The sequence below is a fragment of the Streptomyces sp. NPDC051909 genome (genome assembly GCF_040681095.1).
GTDB lineage: Bacteria > Actinomycetota > Actinomycetes > Streptomycetales > Streptomycetaceae > Streptomyces.
On record NZ_JBFAYA010000001.1, the window covers coordinates 576211 to 596418 of the forward strand.

At 74.2% G+C, this 20208-nt stretch carries 16 protein-coding genes and 1 pseudogene; 7 read left to right on the forward strand and 10 right to left on the reverse strand.

What is annotated here, in order from left to right:
* Window positions 1–26 precede the first annotated feature (26 nt).
* Together mca and AB0M18_RS02955 are read left to right on the forward strand one after the other, a co-directional pair.
* Entirely contained in the window at window positions 27–908 is an 882-nt protein-coding gene (gene mca, locus AB0M18_RS02950; protein WP_365754973.1) for a mycothiol conjugate amidase Mca, read from the forward strand.
* Window positions 901–1143 (forward strand): hypothetical protein, encoded by a 243-nt coding sequence (locus AB0M18_RS02955; protein ID WP_365754976.1) that lies wholly within the window; start codon window positions 901–903, stop codon window positions 1141–1143. Before mca ends, AB0M18_RS02955 begins: the two co-directional genes overlap by 8 nt.
* An 86-nt stretch (window positions 1144–1229) precedes the next feature.
* Here AB0M18_RS02955 and AB0M18_RS02960 read toward each other — a convergent pair whose 3' ends face one another.
* On the reverse strand, window positions 1230–4397 hold the full coding sequence (locus AB0M18_RS02960) for a tetratricopeptide repeat protein (RefSeq protein WP_365754978.1): 3168 nt from the start codon (window positions 4395–4397) through the stop codon (window positions 1230–1232).
* 331 nt (window positions 4398–4728) lie between these two features.
* Between AB0M18_RS02960 and AB0M18_RS02965 the strand changes: the two genes are divergently transcribed.
* Window positions 4729–5124 (forward strand): rodlin, encoded by a 396-nt coding sequence (locus AB0M18_RS02965; RefSeq protein WP_362534821.1) that lies wholly within the window; start codon window positions 4729–4731, stop codon window positions 5122–5124.
* A 184-nt stretch (window positions 5125–5308) separates the two neighbouring features.
* Window positions 5309–7336 (forward strand): thioredoxin domain-containing protein, encoded by a 2028-nt coding sequence (locus AB0M18_RS02970; protein ID WP_365754980.1) that lies wholly within the window; start codon window positions 5309–5311, stop codon window positions 7334–7336.
* 48 nt (window positions 7337–7384) lie between these two features.
* Here AB0M18_RS02970 and AB0M18_RS02975 read toward each other — a convergent pair whose 3' ends face one another.
* A complete protein-coding gene (locus tag AB0M18_RS02975; RefSeq protein WP_365754982.1) occupies window positions 7385–8449 on the reverse strand; it encodes an LCP family protein in 1065 nt (354 codons plus the stop codon).
* A gap of 129 nt (window positions 8450–8578) precedes the next feature.
* On the opposite strand from AB0M18_RS02975, the gene AB0M18_RS02980 reads away from it, so the two are divergent.
* On the forward strand, window positions 8579–8779 hold the full coding sequence (locus tag AB0M18_RS02980; RefSeq protein ID WP_365754984.1) for a hypothetical protein: 201 nt from the start codon (window positions 8579–8581) through the stop codon (window positions 8777–8779).
* A gap of 169 nt (window positions 8780–8948) precedes the next feature.
* Window positions 8949–9182 carry a chaplin gene (locus tag AB0M18_RS02985; protein ID WP_365754986.1) on the forward strand — a complete coding sequence of 78 codons (234 nt, stop codon included), beginning with the start codon at window positions 8949–8951 and terminating at the stop codon, window positions 9180–9182.
* 118 nt (window positions 9183–9300) lie between these two features.
* On the opposite strand, the gene AB0M18_RS02990 is transcribed toward AB0M18_RS02985, so the two are convergent.
* Both AB0M18_RS02990 and AB0M18_RS02995 read right to left on the reverse strand, forming a co-directional pair.
* Complete coding sequence (locus tag AB0M18_RS02990; RefSeq protein WP_365755043.1) at window positions 9301–10575, reverse strand: SidA/IucD/PvdA family monooxygenase; 1275 nt, start codon at window positions 10573–10575, stop codon at window positions 9301–9303.
* 47 nt (window positions 10576–10622) lie between these two features.
* A complete protein-coding gene (locus tag AB0M18_RS02995) occupies window positions 10623–11966 on the reverse strand; it encodes an ATP-grasp domain-containing protein (RefSeq protein WP_365754988.1) in 1344 nt (447 codons plus the stop codon).
* Between the two features lie 315 nt (window positions 11967–12281).
* Here AB0M18_RS02995 and AB0M18_RS03000 point away from each other — a divergent pair.
* A pseudogene (locus AB0M18_RS03000) lies at window positions 12282–13124 on the forward strand (glycosyl hydrolase); the annotation flags it as partial.
* A 747-nt stretch (window positions 13125–13871) separates the two neighbouring features.
* Here the strand turns inward: AB0M18_RS03000 and AB0M18_RS03005 are convergent.
* From AB0M18_RS03005 to AB0M18_RS03030, 6 genes are all read right to left on the reverse strand, one after another.
* Window positions 13872–15011, reverse strand: coding sequence for a GNAT family N-acetyltransferase (locus tag AB0M18_RS03005; RefSeq protein WP_365754990.1), 1140 nt, complete (start codon window positions 15009–15011; stop codon window positions 13872–13874).
* Window positions 15012–15031: 20 nt separating this feature from the next.
* Window positions 15032–15679 (reverse strand): lipopolysaccharide biosynthesis protein, encoded by a 648-nt coding sequence (locus tag AB0M18_RS03010; RefSeq protein ID WP_365754992.1) that lies wholly within the window; start codon window positions 15677–15679, stop codon window positions 15032–15034.
* Between the two features lie 10 nt (window positions 15680–15689).
* Window positions 15690–16829, reverse strand: a complete 1140-nt coding sequence (locus tag AB0M18_RS03015; RefSeq protein WP_365755044.1) for a glycosyltransferase — start codon at window positions 16827–16829, stop codon at window positions 15690–15692.
* 23 nt (window positions 16830–16852) lie between these two features.
* Entirely contained in the window at window positions 16853–17638 is a 786-nt protein-coding gene (locus tag AB0M18_RS03020; protein WP_365754994.1) for a polysaccharide deacetylase family protein, read from the reverse strand.
* Entirely contained in the window at window positions 17550–19208 is a 1659-nt protein-coding gene (locus AB0M18_RS03025) for a lipid II flippase MurJ (RefSeq protein ID WP_365755045.1), read from the reverse strand. The genes AB0M18_RS03020 and AB0M18_RS03025 overlap by 89 nt, the downstream gene beginning before the upstream one ends.
* A 673-nt stretch (window positions 19209–19881) precedes the next feature.
* Window positions 19882–20016 (reverse strand): hypothetical protein, encoded by a 135-nt coding sequence (locus AB0M18_RS03030; protein ID WP_365755047.1) that lies wholly within the window; start codon window positions 20014–20016, stop codon window positions 19882–19884.
* Window positions 20017–20208: the final 192 nt, after the last annotated feature.

Sequence of the window (20208 nt, forward strand, 5' to 3'; positions counted from 1 at the left end):
GGCGACGAATGACTGAGGACCGAGTCTTGACTGAGCAGCTGCGACTGATGGCCGTTCACGCCCACCCCGACGACGAGTCGAGCAAGGGCGCGGCCACGATGGCCAAGTACGTGTCCGAGGGGGTGGAGGTCCTGGTGGTGACCTGCACGGGCGGCGAGCGCGGCTCCATCCTCAACCCGAAGCTCCAGGACGACCCCTACATCGAGGCGAACATCCACGAGGTGCGCCGCAAGGAGATGGACGAGGCCCGCGAGATCCTCGGCGTCCGGCAGGAGTGGCTGGGCTTCGTCGACTCGGGCCTGCCCGAGGGCGACCCGCTGCCCCCGCTCCCCGAGGGCTGCTTCGCCCTGGAGGACGTGGACGCGGCCGCGGGCGAGCTGGTCCGCAAGATCCGCGCGTTCCGCCCGCAGGTCGTCACGACCTACGACGAGAACGGCGGCTACCCCCACCCCGACCACATCATGACCCACAAGATCTCGATGGTGGCCTTCGAGGGCGCGGCCGACACCGAGAAGTACCCCGAGGACGAGTTCGGCCCGGCCTACGCGCCGCGCAAGCTCTACTACAACCAGGGCTTCAACCGCCCGCGCACCGAGGCGCTGCACCAGGCGCTCCTCGACCGGGGCCTGGAGTCGCCGTACGGGGAGTGGCTGAAGCGCTGGGACGAGTTCTCGCGCAAGGAGCGCACCCTCACCACCTTCGTGCCCTGCGCGGACTTCTTCGAGATCCGCGACAAGGCGCTGATCGCCCACCGCACCCAGATCGACCCCGACGGCGGCTGGTTCCGGGTCCCGATGGAGATCCAGAAGGAGGTCTGGCCCACGGAGGAGTACGAGCTCAGCAAGTCGCTCGTGGACACCTCCCTCCCCGAGAGCGACCTCTTCGCGGGCATCCGGGACAATGCCTAGCATGAGCGCACACCTGGCACTGACCGAGCTCGTCCCCTTCGCCGTGAAGGACCTGGACGAGAACAAGGTGACCCCCGGCGTCCTCGGCTTCGTCGTCTTCGCCGTCCTGGCGCTGGCCGTCTGGGGTCTGATGAAGTCGATGAACCGCCACATGCACAAGGTCGACTTCGCCGAGGCCCCGGACCCGGCCGCCGCCGGCGCGGCCCCGGCCGCCGAGGGCCCGGCGAAGAAGTAGCGGCGGTACGTTCAGGGCCCCGGCGCCGCCGGGGCCCTGCGAGCGCTACCCGGGCCCCGTCCGGAGGCCGGCCCGGCGCGGACGGCCTACCCCACCGGCACCCCCATCACCTCCCGCGCCTGCCGTCCCGGCACCATGCCCAGGTCCCAGGCCTGCCAGGCCCCGTCCGGGGCGGTGCCGCGGTCGAGGACGAGGGCGTAGGACTCGGCGCAGTCGGCGAGGCGGGGGTCGCGGGACGGGTGGGCGTCCGCGGTCAGCGCGGCGAGTTCCGCGCGGGCCTCGGCCGGGTCCGGCAGCAGGGTGCAGCGCAGGAAGCGGGCCCAGTCGGCGCCCCGGCGGTCGCCGTACGCGTCGAAGAGGCCCGCCGCCTCCGCGCACAGGCCCAGGGCCTGCGTGGTGCGCCCGTTGCCCGCGTCGACCACGGCCAGCTCCAGACAGGTCCAGGCCTCGCCGTGGGCCACGCCGATGCGCCGGAAGTCGGCCCGGGCGTCCATCAGGAGCTGGCGGGCGAAGCCGGAGTTGCGCAGGTTGCCGGTCTGCGCGGCCCGCTGGTCCCGGGTCACCCGGCCCGAATGATGGCGGGCGCATGCCAAGCCGTAGACATCGCGCATCCGCGAGAACATCGTCCGCGCCCGTTCCAGCTCCCGCACCGCCTGGTCCCGGTCGCCCCGCTCCTCGAGCGCGTGCCCCAGGTAGTAGAGCGTCCACGCCTCGCCGCGGGCGTCCTCCTGCTCACGGTGCCGGGACAGCGCCTGCCGCAGCCCGTCCACCGCGGGCCCCACGTCACCGGCGACCAGGCGCGCCCGGGCCAGCTGGGTCAGCGCCCACGCCTCGCCACGCCCGTCCCGGGTCCGCCCGTACTCGTCGAGCGCGAGCCCCAGCTCCGCCTCGGCCCGCTCCACCTCGCCCGTCCGCAGCCGCACCTGGCCCAGCTGGAAGTGCGTCCAGGCCTCGCCGTGCAGCGACTCGTGCTCCCGGTGCAGCGCGAGCGCCCGGTCGAGCAGATCGAGCGCCTCCGCGAGCCGGCCCCGGTCCCGCTCGACCGCCCCGAGCGCGTGCAGCGTCCAGCCCCGGTCGGCCGCAAGCGACTCCGGCTCCTGCAACTCCAGCGCCTCCCGCAGCCGGGCCGCCGCCTCCGCCAGCTGCCCCTGGTGGTGCAGCGTGATGCCCAGCGAGCACAGCGCGAGCGCCGCGCCCGCGTCCTGGTGCGCCTCCTGATACAGCGACACCACCGAGGTCAGCGTCGTCCGCGCCTTGTCCAGCTCGCCGAGCTGCCGGGCCGCGATACCCGTACGCCACTGCACCGACCGCGAGAGCAGCCCCTGCCCCACCGCCTCGGTCAGCTCGTTGATCTCACCGAGCCGGTACAGGTCGCCGCGCAGCAGGCAGTAGTCGCACAGCGCGCCGAGCAGATCGAGCACCGTCTGCTGGTCCACGCCCTCGGCGTGCCGCAGCGTCGCCGTGATGAAGCTGGACTCCTCGTCCAGCCAGCGCAGCGCCGCGTCCAGCGAACCGAAACCATGCCCGTCGAACCGGGCAGTGCGGCTGACGCGGGTCGACATCTTGCCGTCGACCATCCGGATCACCGCGTCCGCCAGCTCCGCGTAGTTACGGATCAGGCGCTCCTGCGCCGCCGCGATCTCCGCCTGGTCCTCCTCCTCGACCAGGCGCGCGGCCGCGAAACCGCGCACCGCGTCGTGCAGCCGGTAGCGCTTCCCGCGCACGTGGTCGAGCAGCCCGGCCCGGGCCAGCTCACCGAGCAGCCGCGCCCCGTCCGCCGCGCTCCCGCCGAGCAGCGCCGCCGCGGCCGCCGCACCCAGCGAGGCCCGCCCCGCGAGCGCGAGCCGGCGCAGCAGCCGCCGCCCGTCCTCGTCCAGACCTGTCGCGTACCCCGCCGCGAGCGCCCGCTCCACCGGCCCCGCGTCCCGACCGGCCGCCGCGAGCAGCCCCGCGACCTCCGCCGCCGGCCGCCCGTCGAGCAGCGCGCCCGCCGTACGCAGCGCCAGCGGCAGCCCGCCGCACAGCTCCCGCGCCCGCTCGAAGCCCTCCGCGTCGTACGGCCCCCGCGCCCCCGACGAAGCTCCCAGCAGCTCCTCCGCGCCCGCCGCGTCAAGGGCCGCCACCGGCAGCACGTGCACCGCGGCCGGCAGGTCCGGGCCCAGGTCCAGCGGCTCCCGGCAGGTCACCAGGACCAGGCTGTCCGAGCGCTCCGGTAGCAGCGTGCGCACCTGCTCCGGATCCACCGCGTCGTCCAGGACCACCGTCACCGCGAGCCCGGTCAGCTGCTGGTGGTACAGCTCCGCGAGCCGCCGCACCTGCTGCTCCGGCGAGGACCGCTCCCGGAACAGCAACTGCTCGCGCGGCGCGCCCAGCCGGTTGAGCAGATGCAGCAGCGCCTCCCGGGTGCTCAGCGGCTGCTGCCCACGCGTCGCCCCACCGCGCAGGTCCACCACGCACGCCCCGCGGAACTGGTCCCGCAGCGCGTGCGCCGCCCGTACCGCGAGCGTCGTACGGCCCGAGCCGGGCGCACCGGGCAGCAGCACCACCGTCGGCCGGGTCGTGGTCGCCGCCCGGCCCGCCTGCACCCACCGGGTGATCTGCGCGAGCTCGGCCCGCCGCCCCGTGAACGGTGCGTCCGCGTCCGGCAGTTGCCCGAAGGACTGCTCCAGGACCGCCCGCCGCCGGGCCGCCGCGCTGCGGTTCGCGCCGCGCAGCCGGTCCACCGTCCGCTGCGCCGGCTGCCCCGCCGTCCGCAGCAGCACCTTCTGCTGGTCCAGGAACGGCCGCACGCCCCGCACCTCCAGGGCCGTCAGCCACTGCAGCCGCAGCTGCTCCACGCCGCCCGGCCGGCCCGCATCCCCGGCCCTGCGGTGCGCGGCGGCCCGCCGGCCCGCGCCGACCTTGAAGGCGGTGGCGGCGGCACCCGCCACCGCGACCACGGCGCCCGCGCCCAACGCGGTGCCCGCCGCCGTACCGAGGGCCAGGTCCCCGCCGACCGCCGCCGCGGCCGCGACCGCCGTCACCACGGCCGGTGTCGCCAGGTCCGCCGGGGACGCGGGACCGGCCTCCGCCGCCTCCACGGCCCGCAGATAGTCCGCGTACTCCTCGGCCGCGGGCGCCGCGATCGAGTCGAGCGCCGCCTTCCCGCGCGACAGCAGCACCGCCCCGTCGAAGCGGCCTCCCGAGCGCCGTACCTCTTCCTCCACGGCCCGTGCCAACAGCCCCTCGGCCTCGGCCCGATGGCTGTCCCGCATCGCGTTCCCCCTCCGCTCGCGACGCCGGGTCGTGTCAAGTCCCCGGCGCACTCCGCCTCGAACAGTCCGGTCCCCAGTGTCCCCGGAGACATGCGCCGACGCGAGGGACAGGCGTCACCGCCCGGTGTTCCCAAGGGTCCGCGCCCCGCACGGGAACTGACCGAACGACTGCCCGTCGACCTCCCGTCCGATGGCGTTCATGTGCCGAATACCGCGTCCGGGTGATGCACCGGAACCAATCCTTCCCGGGGCAGTTGATCAGGACGCTTCGGTCAACGGAGCAGTTCCGGGCCATCGAGCTCCGGGCCATCGAGCTCAAGAAGGAATACTCGTGATCAAGAAGGTTCTTGCTACCGCTGCTGTCGCGGCCACCGTCGCCGGCATGTCCGCGACCACGGCGATGGCGGCCGGCAACGACGGCGGCAGCGCCAACATCATCGGCAACACGTCGAAGCAGTCCATCGGCAGCAACTCCACCGGTGGCTACATGAGCCCGAACTTCGGTCTCGTCAACGGTGGCGTCCTCCACTGCTTCGACGTCCAGAAGATCGAGGCCCAGGTGCCGATCGGCGCCCTCATCGGTGTCCCGATCGCCGTCCAGGACGTCCTCGGCAACCCGGTCGCGAACCAGACCTGCACCCAGAACTCCGTGCAGCAGAAGGGCGACGACGCTCTGTCGCACATCCTGGGCGAGGTCCTCTCCCAGAACGGCAACGTCGGCGGCTGATCTTCCGAGCCCCGCTGAAGCGGCCCCGTTCCTCGCAGAGCCAGTGCGAGGAGCGGGGCCGCTTCCCCGTCATCCCTGCCCCGCCCGCGCCCGGTCCACGCCGGGTCCACCCATGGCGCAGGGGCGGTTCCACCGAGCGGTGTTTCCCCGCCCGCCGCCGCCCCGGGTGCGCGAGGATGGGGCCATGCCGAACAGACTGGCCCAAGAGACCTCGCCCTATCTCCTCCAGCACGCCGACAACCCGGTCGACTGGTGGCCCTGGTCGGCCGAGGCCTTCGAGGAGGCCCGCCGCCGCGACGTCCCGGTGCTGCTCAGCGTCGGCTACAGCTCGTGCCACTGGTGCCACGTCATGGCCCACGAGTCCTTCGAGGACGAGGCCACCGCCGCCCTGGTCAACGAGCACTTCGTCGCCGTGAAGGTGGACCGCGAGGAGCGTCCCGACGTCGACGCCGTCTACATGGAGGCCGTGCAGGCCGCCACCGGGCAGGGCGGCTGGCCGATGACCGTCTTCCTCACCCCGGACGCCGAGCCCTTCTACTTCGGCACCTACTTCCCGCCCGAGGCCCGGCACGGCATGCCCTCCTTCGGCGATGTCCTCGAAGGCGTCTCGCGCGCCTGGACCGAGCGTCGCGAGGAGGTCTCCGAGGTCGCCGGGAAGATCGTCAAGGACCTCGGGGCCCGCTCGCTCGCGTACGGCGGCGAGGGCGTCCCGGACGACTCCGAGCTCGCCCAGGCCCTGCTCGGCCTCACCCGCGAGTACGACGCCAAGGACGGCGGCTTCGGCGGCGCCCCCAAGTTCCCGCCGTCGATGGTCCTGGAGTTCCTGCTCCGCCACCACGCCCGTACGGGCTCCGAGGGCGCCCTCCAGATGGCCTCCGACACCTGCGAGGCGATGGCCCGCGGCGGTATCTACGACCAGCTCGGCGGCGGCTTCGCCCGCTACGCCGTGGACCGTGCCTGGGTCGTGCCGCACTTCGAGAAGATGCTCTACGACAACGCGCTGCTCTGCCGGGTGTACGCACACCTGTGGCGGGCCACCGGCAGCGACCTGGCCCGCCGGGTCGCCCTGGAGACCGCCGACTTCATGGTCCGTGAACTGCGCACCCCCGAGGGCGGCTTCGCCTCCGCGCTCGACGCCGACTCGGATGACGGGACGGGGAAGCACGTCGAGGGCGCCTATTACGCGTGGACGCCCACGCAGCTCGAAGAGGTCCTCGGCGCGGAGGACGCCCGGCACGCCGCCCGCTACTTCGGTGTCACCGAGGAGGGCACCTTCGAGGAGGGCGCCTCGGTGCTCCAGCTGCCGCTGGACGGCACCCTCGCCGATGCCGACCGCGTCGCCTCCATCCGCACCCGGCTGCTCGCCGCCCGCGAGCAGCGCCCGCGCCCCGGCCGCGACGACAAGATCGTCGCCGCCTGGAACGGCCTGGCCGTCGCCGCCCTCGCCGAGACCGGCGCGCTGCTCGACCGCCCCGACCTGGTCGAGCGCGCCACCGAGGCCGCCGACCTGCTCGTCCGGGTCCACCTCGACGACGGCGCCCGCCTCACCCGTACCTCCAAGGACGGGCGCGCCGGTGCCAACGCCGGGGTCCTGGAGGACTACGCCGACGTCGCCGAGGGCTTCCTCGCGCTCGCCTCCGTCACCGGGGAGGGCGTGTGGCTGGAGTTCGCCGGCTTCCTCCTCGACATCGTCCTCGACCGCTTCACCGCCGAGGGCGGCGCGCTCTACGACACCGCGCACGACGCCGAGCAGCTGATCCGCCGCCCCCAGGACCCCACCGACAACGCCGCCCCGTCCGGCTGGACCGCGGCCGCCGGCGCGCTGCTCTCGTACGCCGCGCACACCGGCTCCGAGGCGCACCGGACCGCCGCCGAGCGAGCCCTCGGCGTGGTCAAGGCGCTCGGGCCGCGCGCCCCGCGCTTCATCGGCTGGGGCCTGGCCGTCGCCGAGGCGCTGCGCGACGGGCCCAGGGAGATCGCCGTGGTCGGCGCCCCCGACGACGAGGGCTTCCGCGCCCTGCGCCGTACCGCCCTGCACGCCGCCACGCCCGGCGCGGTCCTCGCCGCCGGGCTGCCCGACGGCGAGGAGTTCCCGCTCCTGAGGGACCGGCCGCTGGTCGACGGCCGCGCCGCCGCCTATGTCTGCCGGCACTTCGTGTGCGACGCGCCGGCCACCGACCCCGAGCTTCTGGCCCGCGGGCTCGGCCGCTAGCAGTCGGCCGCCGGCAAGCGGAAGGGGAGGGGAGGGGAGGGGCGTCCGTCACTTGCAGAGCAGCGAGGCGCCCTTCACCGGCTTGTAGTCGCCGAGGCCCTGCGGGATCTCACTGGTCGGCTCCGGCCGGGCCTTCGGCAGCGCCTTGTCGGAGCGCATCGCCGCGAACACCTGGTCCGCGTGCTCCTCGTCCCAGGCCAGGGTCGAGCCGACGCCCTCGATGTCCTGGTTGAAGCCCCCGACCGGGACGACCGCGAACTCCGTACGGGCCGGGGTGAGGTTCTTCAGCCGTCCGGCGAGCGCGACCAGCTCGGTCACCGAGATCCCGCGCTCGGCCTTGCCCTTGCCGCGCATGGTCGAGGCGAAGGCCTTCAGTGCCTTCGGGCTCCTGAGCAGACCGTCGCGCAGGTTGCGGTGCAGATTGGCGATGAACAGCTGCTGCTTCTGGATGCGTCCGAAGTCCATCTTGCCGTCCGCGCGGCGTGAGCGGACGTACTGCAGTGCCTCGCCGCCCCGCACGGACCGTGAGCCAGCCTTCAGGTCGATCCCGGTCACCGGATCCTTGAGCCGCTTCTTCGTGCAGACGGGGACGCCCTTGTCGAAGACGTTCACCGTGTCCATGAAGCGACGGAAGTCGATCTCCAGATAGCGGTGCACCTCGACCCCGGTCATCGCCTCGACGGTCTCGATCGTGAAGGCCGGACCGCCCTCCGCCCAGGCGCCGTTGATCTTCGCCGGATGGCCCTCGTGCTCCTCGCCGGTACGCCGGTCGACATGCCCCTCGGGGAACTCGGTGAGCGAGTCGCGCGGCAGGCTCACCACGCTCACCCGGTCGTTCTTCGCGGACACGTGCACCAGCATGATCACGTCCGTGCAGGCGCACTCCCGGCTGCCGAGCCGGTACTTCTTCTTCTCGGTGGCGGTCACGGCCTTGCGGCCGTCGACGCCGACCACCAGCAGATTCAGGCCCTTCCCCGGCGAGGGCAGGTCCGACGGCGCCGCGGCGAGGACGCCGGTGCCGAGCGCGACCAGGGCGGTGGACAGGAGCAGCGTACGTCTCCGGCGTGCGCGCGGGCGGGGCCCCGGGCGCCGGAGGGAGTGGGGGGAATTCATGAAGGAACGTTAATTCGGACGCACTCGTACACAGGTGCGCGACGCGACATCGGCAGTTCGAATCACTCTCCTGCGACGGCTGTGCCATGATGCCGGAATGACGCCGGAACATTGGTGAAAGGAGCGAATATGGCCCCCGATCCAGGGAAATGGGAGCGCATGGCCTTCATTCCGAAGAGCCGTTACGTTCCCGACCCGCCGCCGGAGCGGGAGCCCTTCCCGCTCTATTCCTCGCTGGCCCGCCAGTGGGAACAGGCAGGTCGGGTGGTGCCCGGAGTGCCCGACCGCGAATGGGAACGGCTGATGAGAACACCTATCTGGCCGCGTTGACCATTCGGGTGCCCGGCAATGGAGTGAAGGAAGCCGGTCGGACCATCCGACGGTTTCCTTTTCGTGGCAGTGTCGTTGAGAACCGTGCAGCGGAAGGCGGGAGTCCGATGGGCGCCCGTAATCACGAAAGCCGTGAATTCTCTTCCGCCGCAGAAAGGATCCAGACGAAATGAAGTGCAAGAAGGCCGCGGTCGCCGTTGCCGGTCTGCTCATGGCCCTGGGTGCCGCCGCTCCCGCGATGGCCGACTCGCACGCGGAGGGCGTCGCCGTCGGCTCGCCCGGCGTGCTGTCCGGCAACGTGGTCCAGGTCCCGATCCACATCCCGATCAACATCTGCGGCAACAGCCTGAACCTGATCGGTGCGCTGAACCCGGCCTTCGGCAACGTCTGCGTCAACCACTGACGCAGCGGTACCGCGGGTCCCGGCCGGCCCCGGGGAGTGTCCACCACACTCCCCGGGGCCGGTCTTCGCCGTCGTACCCGTACCGGCATCCGGTGGTGCGACGGGGGCGTCCGGTACGTCAGGACGCCGGCGCGGTCACCCGCTCCTCGCCCGTACGGGGCCGGCCGAGGACTCCGTCGCCCCGCCCGGCGCCGGCCCGCAGCCGCTGCCGTACGCCCTTCACCAGGCGCCCCGCCGTGTAGTCCGCGCCGAACACGAAGCGCATCGACGGCCCGTACGAGGGAGCCGTGAGCAGTCCGGCGAGGAACAGGCCCGGCCGTGAGGACTCGAAGAGCGCCCCGACCTCCGGCGCCCCGCCCGCGCCCACCCGGCGCAGCCCGTCGCGCAGTTCGGGCGCGAGCACGTCGGCCCGGTCCAGGCTGGGCACGAAGCCGGTCGCCGCGATGACATGGTCGGTCTCCACGACCTCCGCGGTCCCGTCCGGACCGCTCACGTCCAGCCGCACCCGCTCGTCCGCCGTGACCGTCGCGCGGGTCACGTGCTGCCCGAGCCGCACGTCCTTCACCCCGGCGAACCGCTCGCGCAGCCACCAGGCGCCGGCCGGGCCGAGCGCCGAGCCGAAGAGCCGCTCGCGGGTGGCGGCCGGCAGCCGCCGGAAGATTCCCGGGGTGTCCGCGTACAGCTTGTTCTGCCAGCCGCAGCCGAGCCCGGTGTGCGGGGCCCGCAGCGACCGCCAGGGGCCGCGGTCGAGCGCGGGCGGCACGGTGTTCCAGTTCAGCCGGTCGGAGCGGGCCAGGATCCGTACGCTCGCGGCGCCCTGCTCGACGAGGATCGCGGCGGTCTCCAGGGCGGCCTGCCCGGCGCCGATCACGGTGACGTCCCGTCCGGTGAAGCCGTCGAGCTCGCCGTGGTGGCTGGAGTGGGTGACGTGACGCCGGGGGAGCCCGCGCAGCGGTTCGGGGATCTCCATGAAGGGCAGCACGCCCACCGCGAGCGCGACCGTCCGGGCCCGGACCGTCTCGCCGTCCTCGGCGGTCACCGCGTAACCGCCGCCCGCGTCCGGCGCCACCGTCGTCACGAGCCGCTCGTCGAGCGCGGGCACCGCCTGCCGGGCGAACCAGTCGCCGTACGCGGCGAAGAAGCCGACCGGCAGCGGCACCCCGTGCTCGGCGCGCACGCCCCGGGTGGCCGCGTAGGCGTCGAGCCCGTACACCCCCTCGGGGTCGGAGAGGTGGGAGGCCCACGGCTCGGACTTCAGGAACATCCCCGAGGGCATGGCGTGCCAGGACTCCATGGTGCGGCCGAAGATCCGCAGGTCCAGACCGTGCGCCGCCGCGTGCGCGGCGACCGAGAGCCCGTAGGGGCCCGCTCCCACAATCACCAGGTCGTACATCGTGCGTTCCGCCTTCGAAGTCGTCGTTCTCACAGGTCTGATGGGGGTCATCGCCGCGTCACCCGGCCGGTGGGGGCCGTACGGGCCGAGGGCTGCGGCGGTACGCAGGCCGGGCGCCGCAGGATGCGCGGCCCGCCGCCGATCAGCCGACGCAGCGTCAGCAGCCCCTTGCGCAGGACGTGCGCGCACCAGGCGCGCAGCATCGCGAGCGCCGGCCGGAGGTCGTCGGCGGCGAACCAGGCCGCCTCACGGCCGCCGGACCCGCCGACCGGACCGACCGGCTCGGGCACGTACCGGCGGCGCGGCGAGACGAGGTACGACAGGGTCGCGTAGTTCTCGACGACGAAGCGGCGCCCGTACCCGGGCAGGTGCGCGGGCACCGGCCGGCCGGTGAGGTCCAGGTGCATGGCCCGGACCACGTCGAGGCCGTTCCGGTCGGCGAACAGCCGGAACTGGGCGCCGGGCCGCGGGTTGAAGTCGAGCAGGTGGTACGCGCCGGTCTCCCGGTCGAGCCGGAAGTCGAGGTCGCACACGCCCCGGTAGCCGAGCGCGCCGAGCAGCTCCCGGGCCGTCGCGTCGACCGCCGGGTTCGCGGTCCACCGGCCGACCGCCGTGAGCCCGGCCCCGTCGGGCCAGGAGCGCTCCTTGCGGCCGGTGGCGCCGGTCGCGCAGCCGCCGGCGGAGTCCACGTACCCCTGGAAGAACCAGTCGAGGTCCCGCCCGGCGGGCAGGAGTTCCTGCAACAGCAGCCGGCTGCCGGCCTGCGGGGTGCGGGCGTAGAGCTCGCGGACCTCGGTGAGCGAGCCGAGGATCGTGGTGCTACGCAGTCCGCCGCCGGCCGGCAGCAGCCAGGGGCGGCTCCACTTGGCGACCACGGGCAGGCCGAGCGACCAGGCCATGGCGGCGGCCTCGTCGGCGTCGGCGGGGAGTTCGGTACGGGGGTGGGGGAGGTCCAGGGTCCGGCAGGTCTCGGCGAGCTGGGCCTTGTCGGCGACCCGGGCGAGCTGCTCGGGGGACTGGTCGGGCAGCAGGAAGCGGCCGGCCAGCTCGGGCCGGCACTCGGCGAGCAGCAGTGCGGTGATGTCGTCGAGGGGCACGAGCAGGGCGGGAGGTGACGTGCCGTCGGTCGGGCTGGGGTCGTCGCCGGCCAGTACGTCGGAGATCCGGTGCAGAAGGCGGGTGAGCTCGGCGGGCGAGGGCTCGTCGGGGCGGCGGTGCGCGCCGCGGAGGTAGCGGGAGCGGGCGACCGGACTGGCCGGCGACTCGACCACCGCGTGGACCGCGATGCCCGCCCGCCCCAGGGAGCGCACGGCGCCGAGGGTGCCGTGGTGAAAGGGGTTCGGGTCGAGCCGCACAAGTACCGCGGGGACACGGGTGTCAAAACTCGGCACGGCATTCCTTCGTCTCGGGGGCCCAATCGGGCGATGAGGAATCCTCTAACGGACTATTGATCGGAGCGGGGCGGAGTTCTCGGTCGGCGCATTAGGAATACATTCGGAAGATCCGACTGACGGATCATCATGCGGCGTGCGAGCGAAGGAGAAGCTGCCATGGTCAACCGAAACCGCAGAACTTCGAAGATGTGGCTGGGGGTGTTCACCGCCGGTCTCCTTGCGTCAGGTTCTGTCGTGCTGTCGTCTCCCGCTCACGCTCACTCCGCCGCATCCGTAACGACCCGGGACCCCCAACCGACTCTCTCCAGCGCCATGGGCGCGTTCCTCGAATCGGGCCCCGTCGGGGTCGCCCGCATCGCCCAGCTGCAGCGCTGGCTCGGCGGGCACGAACTCCGCGTCGGGCACACCTATCTGCCCGGCGACCTCTGGTCGAACATCGAGGGCCCGCCCGGCTTCCTCGACTCCTGGGCGGCCTGGCGCAACGAGCGGGCCGACCGGATGTTCGTCCTCAACGTGCCCATGCTGGAACGGAACGAGGCCGGGGTCTCGGACTACGAGGTCCGCCGCCGGCTCCAGCTGGGCGCCGCCGGCTACTACGACGAGCACTTCCGCACCCTCGCCCAGCGCCTGGTCGACCTCCGGGCCACGGACACCGTGATCGTGCTCGGCTGGGAGATGAACGGCACGACGTACACCAGCCGGTGCGCGCCGGACCCGACGGCGTGGAAGAAGTACTGGAACCGGATCGTCGGCGCGATGCGCTCCGTGCCGGGCCAGAAGTTCCGCTTCGACTTCAACCCGAGCCGCGGCCGCGACGCGATTCCGTGGACCGAGTGCTATCCGGGTGACGACGTCGTCGACGTCATCGGCATGGATTCCTACGACCAGCCGCCGGGCTCCAGTTTCGACGATCACGTCAAGGAGCCGTACGGACTCCAGGCGCAGGTCGATTTCGCCGCCGAGCACGGGAAGCAGATCTCCTATCCGGAATGGGGCCTGTTCCGGAACGGAGACAACCCCGCGTACATGCGGCAGATGCTGGAATGGATGAAGCTGCACCAGCCGCTGTACCACACGATCACCGATTACTGTCCGCACGGCGTCTGGCAGTGCGACGACAACCCGCAGTCCTCGCTGGTGTTCCGGCAGATGCTGTACGGCGTGGAGCCGGAGGTCCCGACGGAGCCGACGGAGCCGACGGAGCCGACGGAGCCGACGGAGCCGACGGAGCCGACGGACCCGACCGAGCCGACGGACCCGACCGAGCCGACGGAGCCGACGGAGCCCACGGACCCGACCGAGCCCACTGAGCCCACCGAGCCCAAGGACCCGACCGAGCCGACGGAGCCGACGGAGCCCACGGACCCGACCGAGCCCACCGATCCGACGGTGCCGGTCCCGAAGCCCGAGCCGAAGCCCGAGCCCAAGCCCGAGCCGAAGCCCGAGCCGAAGCCTGAGCCCAAGCCCGAGCCGAAGCCGGAACCGAAGCCGGAACCGAAGCCCGAGCCGAAGCCGGAACCGAAGCCCGAGCCGAAGCCGGAACCGAAGCCCGAGCCGAAGCCGGAACCGAAGCCGGAACCGAAGCCTGAGCCCAAGCCCGAGCCGAAGCCCGAGCCCACCAAGCCCGAGTGCTGGAAGCTGAACCTCGGTTCCTGGGTGGAGAGTTGGATCGGCGGGCCGGTCTGTGTCCCGAAGGACACGTCCTGGAAGCAGTCCTGGAAGGACTCCCTGAAGGAGCCCGCCATGCCCGCCATGCCCGCCATGCCCGCCATGCCCACGATGCCCGCCAAGCCGCCGGCCAAGCCGGCCGTCGGCTGGCAGAACGGCCTGAAGATCGACTGGAAGGGCGCCCTGAACGGGGTCTGGCCGTTCTGACGACGCCCGCCTCGGCGGCGGAGGAACTCATCCTCCGCCGCCGCTCGGCGTTCCGCGCAGTCGCCCGACCGCGCGGCCCAGCCACTCCCGCTCCCGCGCCTGCTCCGCCGCCCAGCGCCGTCCGTTCGCGGCGCCCGCGCGCAGCCAGAGCAGCGGCGCGGCGCCCGGCCCCGCCAGCATCAGACGCTGGTTGGGCACGGTCTCGGGCCGCCAGTGGTGCTTGTACGACTCGGTGCCGCGCAGCATGCTCAGCGTGGCCCGGCCGCTCGCGCTGGTCTCGCGCGCCCCGTGCCGCAGCAGCATCGCCGCCACGTCGACCTTACGGGCCCGCAGCTCGGGGTCCGCCCCGTACAGGTAGCCGCCCGCGAGGCGCGGGGACATCAGGGTCAGGTCCGCGCACACCACGTCGCCGCCGAGCCGGAACTCGGTGACCATCGCGTCGCCGCGCTCGACCATCGGGCGCACCGCCCGCGCCAGGTGCTGCGCGAAGCGCTCGCTGGTGTGCTCGGCGGTCACGCCCCGGCCCTGCCACTGGAGCCGGTGCAGACGGAGGAGCCGCTCCAGGGCGCCCGGCACCTCGGCCGCGGGCACGATCCGCTCGTCGATGCCGAGCGCGTCCATCTTCCGCAGCTTGGCCCGTACCCGCTGCGCCTTCCCGGAGGGGATGCGTTCGAGCAGCGCCTCCATGGGTACGGCGGGCAGTTCCAGGCACAGCGAGTCGGCGAGCCGTCGCCGCGGGCCGTGCCAGGCCTCGTAGACCCGCTCCGCCGCGGCCCCGGGCCGTACCTCGCGCAGGTCGATCACCGTGCCGCGGGCCGCCCGGGCCAGCGCGCCCGCGAGCGCGGACGCGGCCTCCGGGCAGGAGTCGTCGAGGAGCACGTCGGTGAAGTCGGTGATGGCGCCGCCGAGCGGGCTCAGCGCGGGCAGCGGGCCGGGCGCCCGCATCAGCGCCGCCGCGCCGACCGGCGTCCCGTCGGCGCTCCGCACCACGACCACCCGCAGGTCGCCGGGACGCCCGTACGACAGCCACCAGGAGTGCAGCCACGCGTACGACTGGAACGGCGTGGCCGTGGCGCACCGCCGGTACAGCGCCGTCCACTCGGGGCCGAGCCGCCCGAACTCGGCGCAGTCGCGGACGATCTCGGTCAGGAAGGATCTGCCGTTCAATCTGTCGTTCAGTCCGCCGTTCACACCGCCTCCGGTTCCGGCTGGTGCGCGGCGCCCGCCGGACCCGGCACCTGGGGCTGCCGGGAGTGCCGGGCCTCGGCGCGCGCCGAGCGCTTCGGGCGTACGAGCAGGGCGAGGCCGCCGAGCAGCCCGCCCGCACAGCCGCCGACCAGCGCGGACAGCGGCGCCGACGGCGAGACGGGCTGCTGCGGCTTGGTCGCGCGGGAGAACTGGACGACCTTCACGCCGGTGTTCGCGGCGACGTGCGTGCTGTTGGTGACGAGCGCGCGGGCCACGCCGTCGGCCATCGAGACGGCCGTCGCCGGCTTCGCCGACCGGGCCGTGATCGAGATCATCGGGGCGTCCGGGGAGGTCGCCGCCTGCACGCTCTGCCGCAGTGTGGCGGCGGAGACGCCCGCCCACACCTGGGCGTCCCCGGTCACCGCGATGTCCGTGGCGACCCGCCCGTACGCCTGGGCGAAGCCGAGCGCGGCCGCCGGGTCGGACTTCTCGCCGGGCACGACGATGACGTAGCTGGTCGCCGCGTACTCGGGGGTCTTCAGGGCGCCGTAGCCGCCGCCGAGGACGGCGCCGGCCAGCACGGCGGCCGGCAGCACCATCCAGCGGGCGGGGGTGAGCAGGGAGGAACGTGGCGGGGTGGTGGTCATGACACAGCTCTCACTTCACGGGGCGGGGGCCGTGGACGGCCCGGTGGTAGAGGGACAGCAACTGCTCGGCGCTGTGCGCGATGTCGTAACGGCGGACGGCCTCGGGCGGCGGCAACCGGTCGCCCCGCCCGCCCCGCGTCCGCAGCACCTCGTGCAGCGCGCCGACCAGCTCGGGCACCGACCCGCCGACCCGCCGCGCCCCTGGCGCGGCCTCCGCCGGCAGGTCGTCGATCGCCGGACACGCCACATAGAGCGCGGGCAGCCCGGCGGCCAGCGCCTCGACGACGGCGAGCCCGAAGGTCTCGTCGGGAGAGGCGGACACGAAGACGTCCATGGCGGCGAGCAACGACGGCAGATCGGGCCACTCGCCGGGTCCCCCTGGCGGATCCGCCACCGCGCCCGCCAGGAGCACCCGGTCGGCCGCCCCGCACTCCGCGGCGAGGCGCGGCAGGGCCTCGCGCTGGTCGCCGTCGCCGACGAGCAGGAGGCGGGCCTCCGGGACGGCGGCCACCGCGCGGACGAGGCGGTCGAAGTGCTTGCCGGGGGTGAGGCGGCCCACGCCGCCGACCACGAAGGCGTCGGCGGGCAGGCCGAGGGCGGTCCGGGTGCGGGCGCGGGCGGCCGGATCGTGGGCGAAGCGGGTGGTCTCGATGCCGTTCGGGACGACGTCGATGCGGGCCGGGGGGACGCCCCAGCGGGCCAGGCGGCGGGCGACGCTGGGGGAGACCGCGACCGTGGAGGTGCCGAGGCGCTCCGTCGCCAGGTACAGCGCGCGGGTGCCGGACGACAGCGGGCGGCCCTCGATCTGGGCGTCGCCGAGGGAGTGTTCGGTCGCGATGACGGACCGCACGCCGGCGAGCCGCGCCGCCGGGCGCCCGTACACGCAGGCCCGGTAGAGGTGGGTGTGCACCAGGTCGTAACCGCCCTGCCGGATCAGCCGGGTGAGCCGGGGCAGCGCGCCGACGTCGCGGTTGCCGGTCATGCCGAGGTGGGTGACGGGGGTGCCGTCCGCCTCGATGCCGTCGGCGACCGCGCCCGGGTTGGTCAGGGTCACCACCCGGCTCCGTACCGGGAGATGGCGCAGCAGCAGCCGCAGCTGCTGCTCGGCGCCGCCGATGCCGAGGCCGGTGATGACGTGCAGCACCTTCAGGTCAGGGCTCTTCAGGTCAGGGTTCATGACAGGACCGACCGGGCCGGGCCGCTCCGCGCGGGGAGCAGGTCGACGGGGCGGCGCCGCCGCAGCGGGTGCAGGAACCGCTTCGCGGTGAGCCGCCACGAGGTGTCCTCCTCGCCGACGTGCACGCGCGGCAGGGCGTACGTGCCGGACAGCGGGCCCGGGTCGATCGCGCAGCCGTACGCGTAACCCGCCTTGCGGACCGCGCGCGTGACCCGGGCGTCGACCGTCCCGTACGGGTAGCAGAAGCCGTCCACCGGGCCGCCGGTGATGTCCTCGATCAGCTCCCGGCTGTGCCGGGTCTCGGCGGCGAGCGTCGCGTCGTCGGCCTCCGTCAGCGACACGTGGTGCAGTCCGTGCGAGCCGATCTCCATCCCGGCGGCGGCCGCCCGGCGGATGCCGTCCTCGTCGAGCAGCGGCTTGCGCGGCCCGTGCGCGTCCCACGCGTTGTCGCCGCCGAGCCGGCCCGGCAGCACGTACACGGTCGCGGTGAAGCCGTGCCGCCGGAGCAGCGGCACCGCCGACTCCAGGAAGTCCGCGTAGCCGTCGTCGAAGGTCAGGCCGACGAGTCCGCGCTCCCGGCCCGCCGCGGTCGCCGCGAGCAGTTCCCGTACGGACACCCCGCGCAGCCCCCGGTCGCCCAGCCAGTGCAGCTGGCGGGCGAAGCGCACGGGGGAGACGGTCACCCGGTACGGATCATCGGATGCGTCCGCGATCGAGTGGTACATCGCGACCCACAGGGGAGGCTTCGGCAGCAGACGACGCAGCACGGCTGGGGCGGGCATGGGGGGTCCTTCGGAGGGTTCGACGGGGGGAGCGGGGCAGGGGCGGGATCTCGGGCGCCTTGGCGGCGCACGCGACGAAGAGCAGGAAGACGCCGACGACGACGAGCGCGGCGACGGTGAGCGAGAGCAGCTGCGGGCCGATCGCCACCGAGCACAGCCAGCCCGCGCCGGTCGCCCACGCGCCGGCCGTGGCGAGCCGCAGCAGGCCCTCGCCGAGCCGCCGTACGTCGACCGGCACGGACTGCCGGTGCGCGCCGAGCAGCAGCATCACGGCCGTCAGGGTGATGCCGAAGGCGTTGGCGCCGGCGATGCCCGCGGCGCCCCACAGCTGTGCGGCGGCCGCCCCGGTCACGGCGGTCGCGGCGAGCCCGGCGCCCATCGCGGCGGCCGGGTACCAGAGCGGGCGGACGGCGGAGAAGTAGCAGCGGACCAGGGCGCCGACCATCGTCTGGCCGAGCAGCCCGAGCGCGTACACCCGCATGACGGCGGCGGTGGCGGCGGTGTCGCCGGTGTCGAACGCGCCGCGCTCGAAGAGGAGTCCGACGATCTGCGGCGCGGCGGCGATCACCGTCGACGCGCCGACGAGCACGACGACGGCGGCGAGCAGCAGATCGCGCTCGACCCGGCGGCGGGCCGCCTCCGCGTCGCCGGAGGCGAGCGCCCGGGCGACCACGGGGAAGCTGACCGTGCACAGCATCAGGGAGAGGATCATCGGCATCTGCGCGACCTTCTGCGCGTAGTTCAGATGCGAGATCGCGCCGGCCGGGAGCGGCGAGGCGAGGAAGCGTTCGATGAGGATCTGCGACTGGCGGGTCAGCGCGAAGACGACGACCGGGGCGATCATCCCGAGGACGAGGAGCCGGCCGTCGCCACCGGCCGGTGCGGGCTTCGGCTCGGACTTCGGGACCGGCCGGGAGCGCAGCTCCCGCAGCAGCGACGGTGCCTGGACGAGCACCATCAGGACGCCGCCGACCGCGACCCCGGCCGCCGCGGAGCGCACGCCGAGCGGTTCGCGCAGCACGAGCGTGGTGCCGATGATGCCGACGTTGTACGCGACGTAGATCGCCGCCGGCGGCAGGAAGGAGCCGTGCGCGCGCAGCGCCGCCGAGCAGTACCCGGCGAGCGCGAACGACAGCACACAGGTCGCCGTCAGGCGCGTGCAGTCCACCGCGAGCTGCGGGTCCGGAAGGCCGGGCGCGAGCGCGGCGACGAGCCACGGGGCGAGGAAGACGAGGAGCGCGGAGGCGGCGGCCACGCCGAGGACCAGCCGGGGGAGGGTGGCGCGTACGAGGGTGCGGACGGGGTCGCCGAACAGGCTGCCGGCGCGGCGGGCGAGCGCCCGGGCGAACGCCGGCACCAGGATCAGCGCCATCGCGTCCTCGATGAGCAGCGTCGACGCGAACTCCGGCACCGTCCAGGCCACCAGGAACGCGTCGGTCTCGGCGCCCGCGCCGAAGTACCCGGCGAGGATCTGGTCCCGGACCAGGCCCAGGATCGCGCCGACGGCGGTCAGCGCCGCCGTGACGGCCGCCGCCCGCAGCAGGAACCGCCCCGAGGGCGACCACTTCATCCGGCGCCGCGCGTGCCGGGCCCGTACGGGCGGCGCCTCCGGCGGTTCGACGGGCCGGGCGCCGTGGCCGAGCGGCCGGCCGCCGAGCAGCGGCGGCCGGGTCGCCTCGCCCGGCACGGAGCGGCTGGTGATCACCACCGGACCGCGCCGCACCACCCGGCTGCCGCCGGCCGGGGACGGCCCGTCGGTCGCGCCCGCGACGTCCCACGGGTCGCGCGGCGGGCGCCCGGGGTCCAGGACCGGCTCGGCGACCGGGCCGCCGCGCGGCTCCACCCCGCACAGCAGATCGGGGCCGCTGCCGGCCGCCCACGGATCGGCGGGACCCGTGTCCGGCCGTCCCGGCCCGCCGCCCCGCTCGCCCTCCCCGCCCGGCACGACCGCCGGCAGGTCGCACAGCGGGTCCTCGGGTGCCAGGAGCGACCAGGGGTCGGCGGACCCGACCGGGGGAGTGCGGTCGGCGCGGCCGTACGGAAGGCGCAGCTGCAGGGTGGTGTCGGACGCCCACGCCCCGTCGCGGACGGCACGGCCGGGCACACCGTCGCCCGAAGCGCGCTCGCCGGTCGTCCCGCCCGCCCTCTCGCCGCCGGGCGCCCCGGCCGCCCACGCCCCGGCCGCGCCCAGGTCCAGACCGTGGGCGGGGGTGTCGGCCGGGGGCCGGGAGGCGGACCGGGGGTCAGGCATCGCGCACCTCCGCCAGCGACCACCAGGCCGCCAGACCGAGCACGACGGACATCAGGACCGTGGAGGGGCCGCCGATGTCGGCGTAGAAGAAGTCGATGAGCTGCCACGACAGCAGACCGACCGCCACCAGCGCGCAGTCCGCGCCAGGGTCCTGCCCGGCGGACCAGGGCCGGGTCCGCGACGCCTGGCACGGCCCCTCGCCGCGTTGCCGGAGCGTCTCGATAGCTCCGCTATCGAGTAGGGGCGGCGGCGTGGGGTGGGAAGCCCCCGACCCCCCCGGCGGGGCGGCCCAGGGGCCCCCGGCCGATAGGGAGAGGGG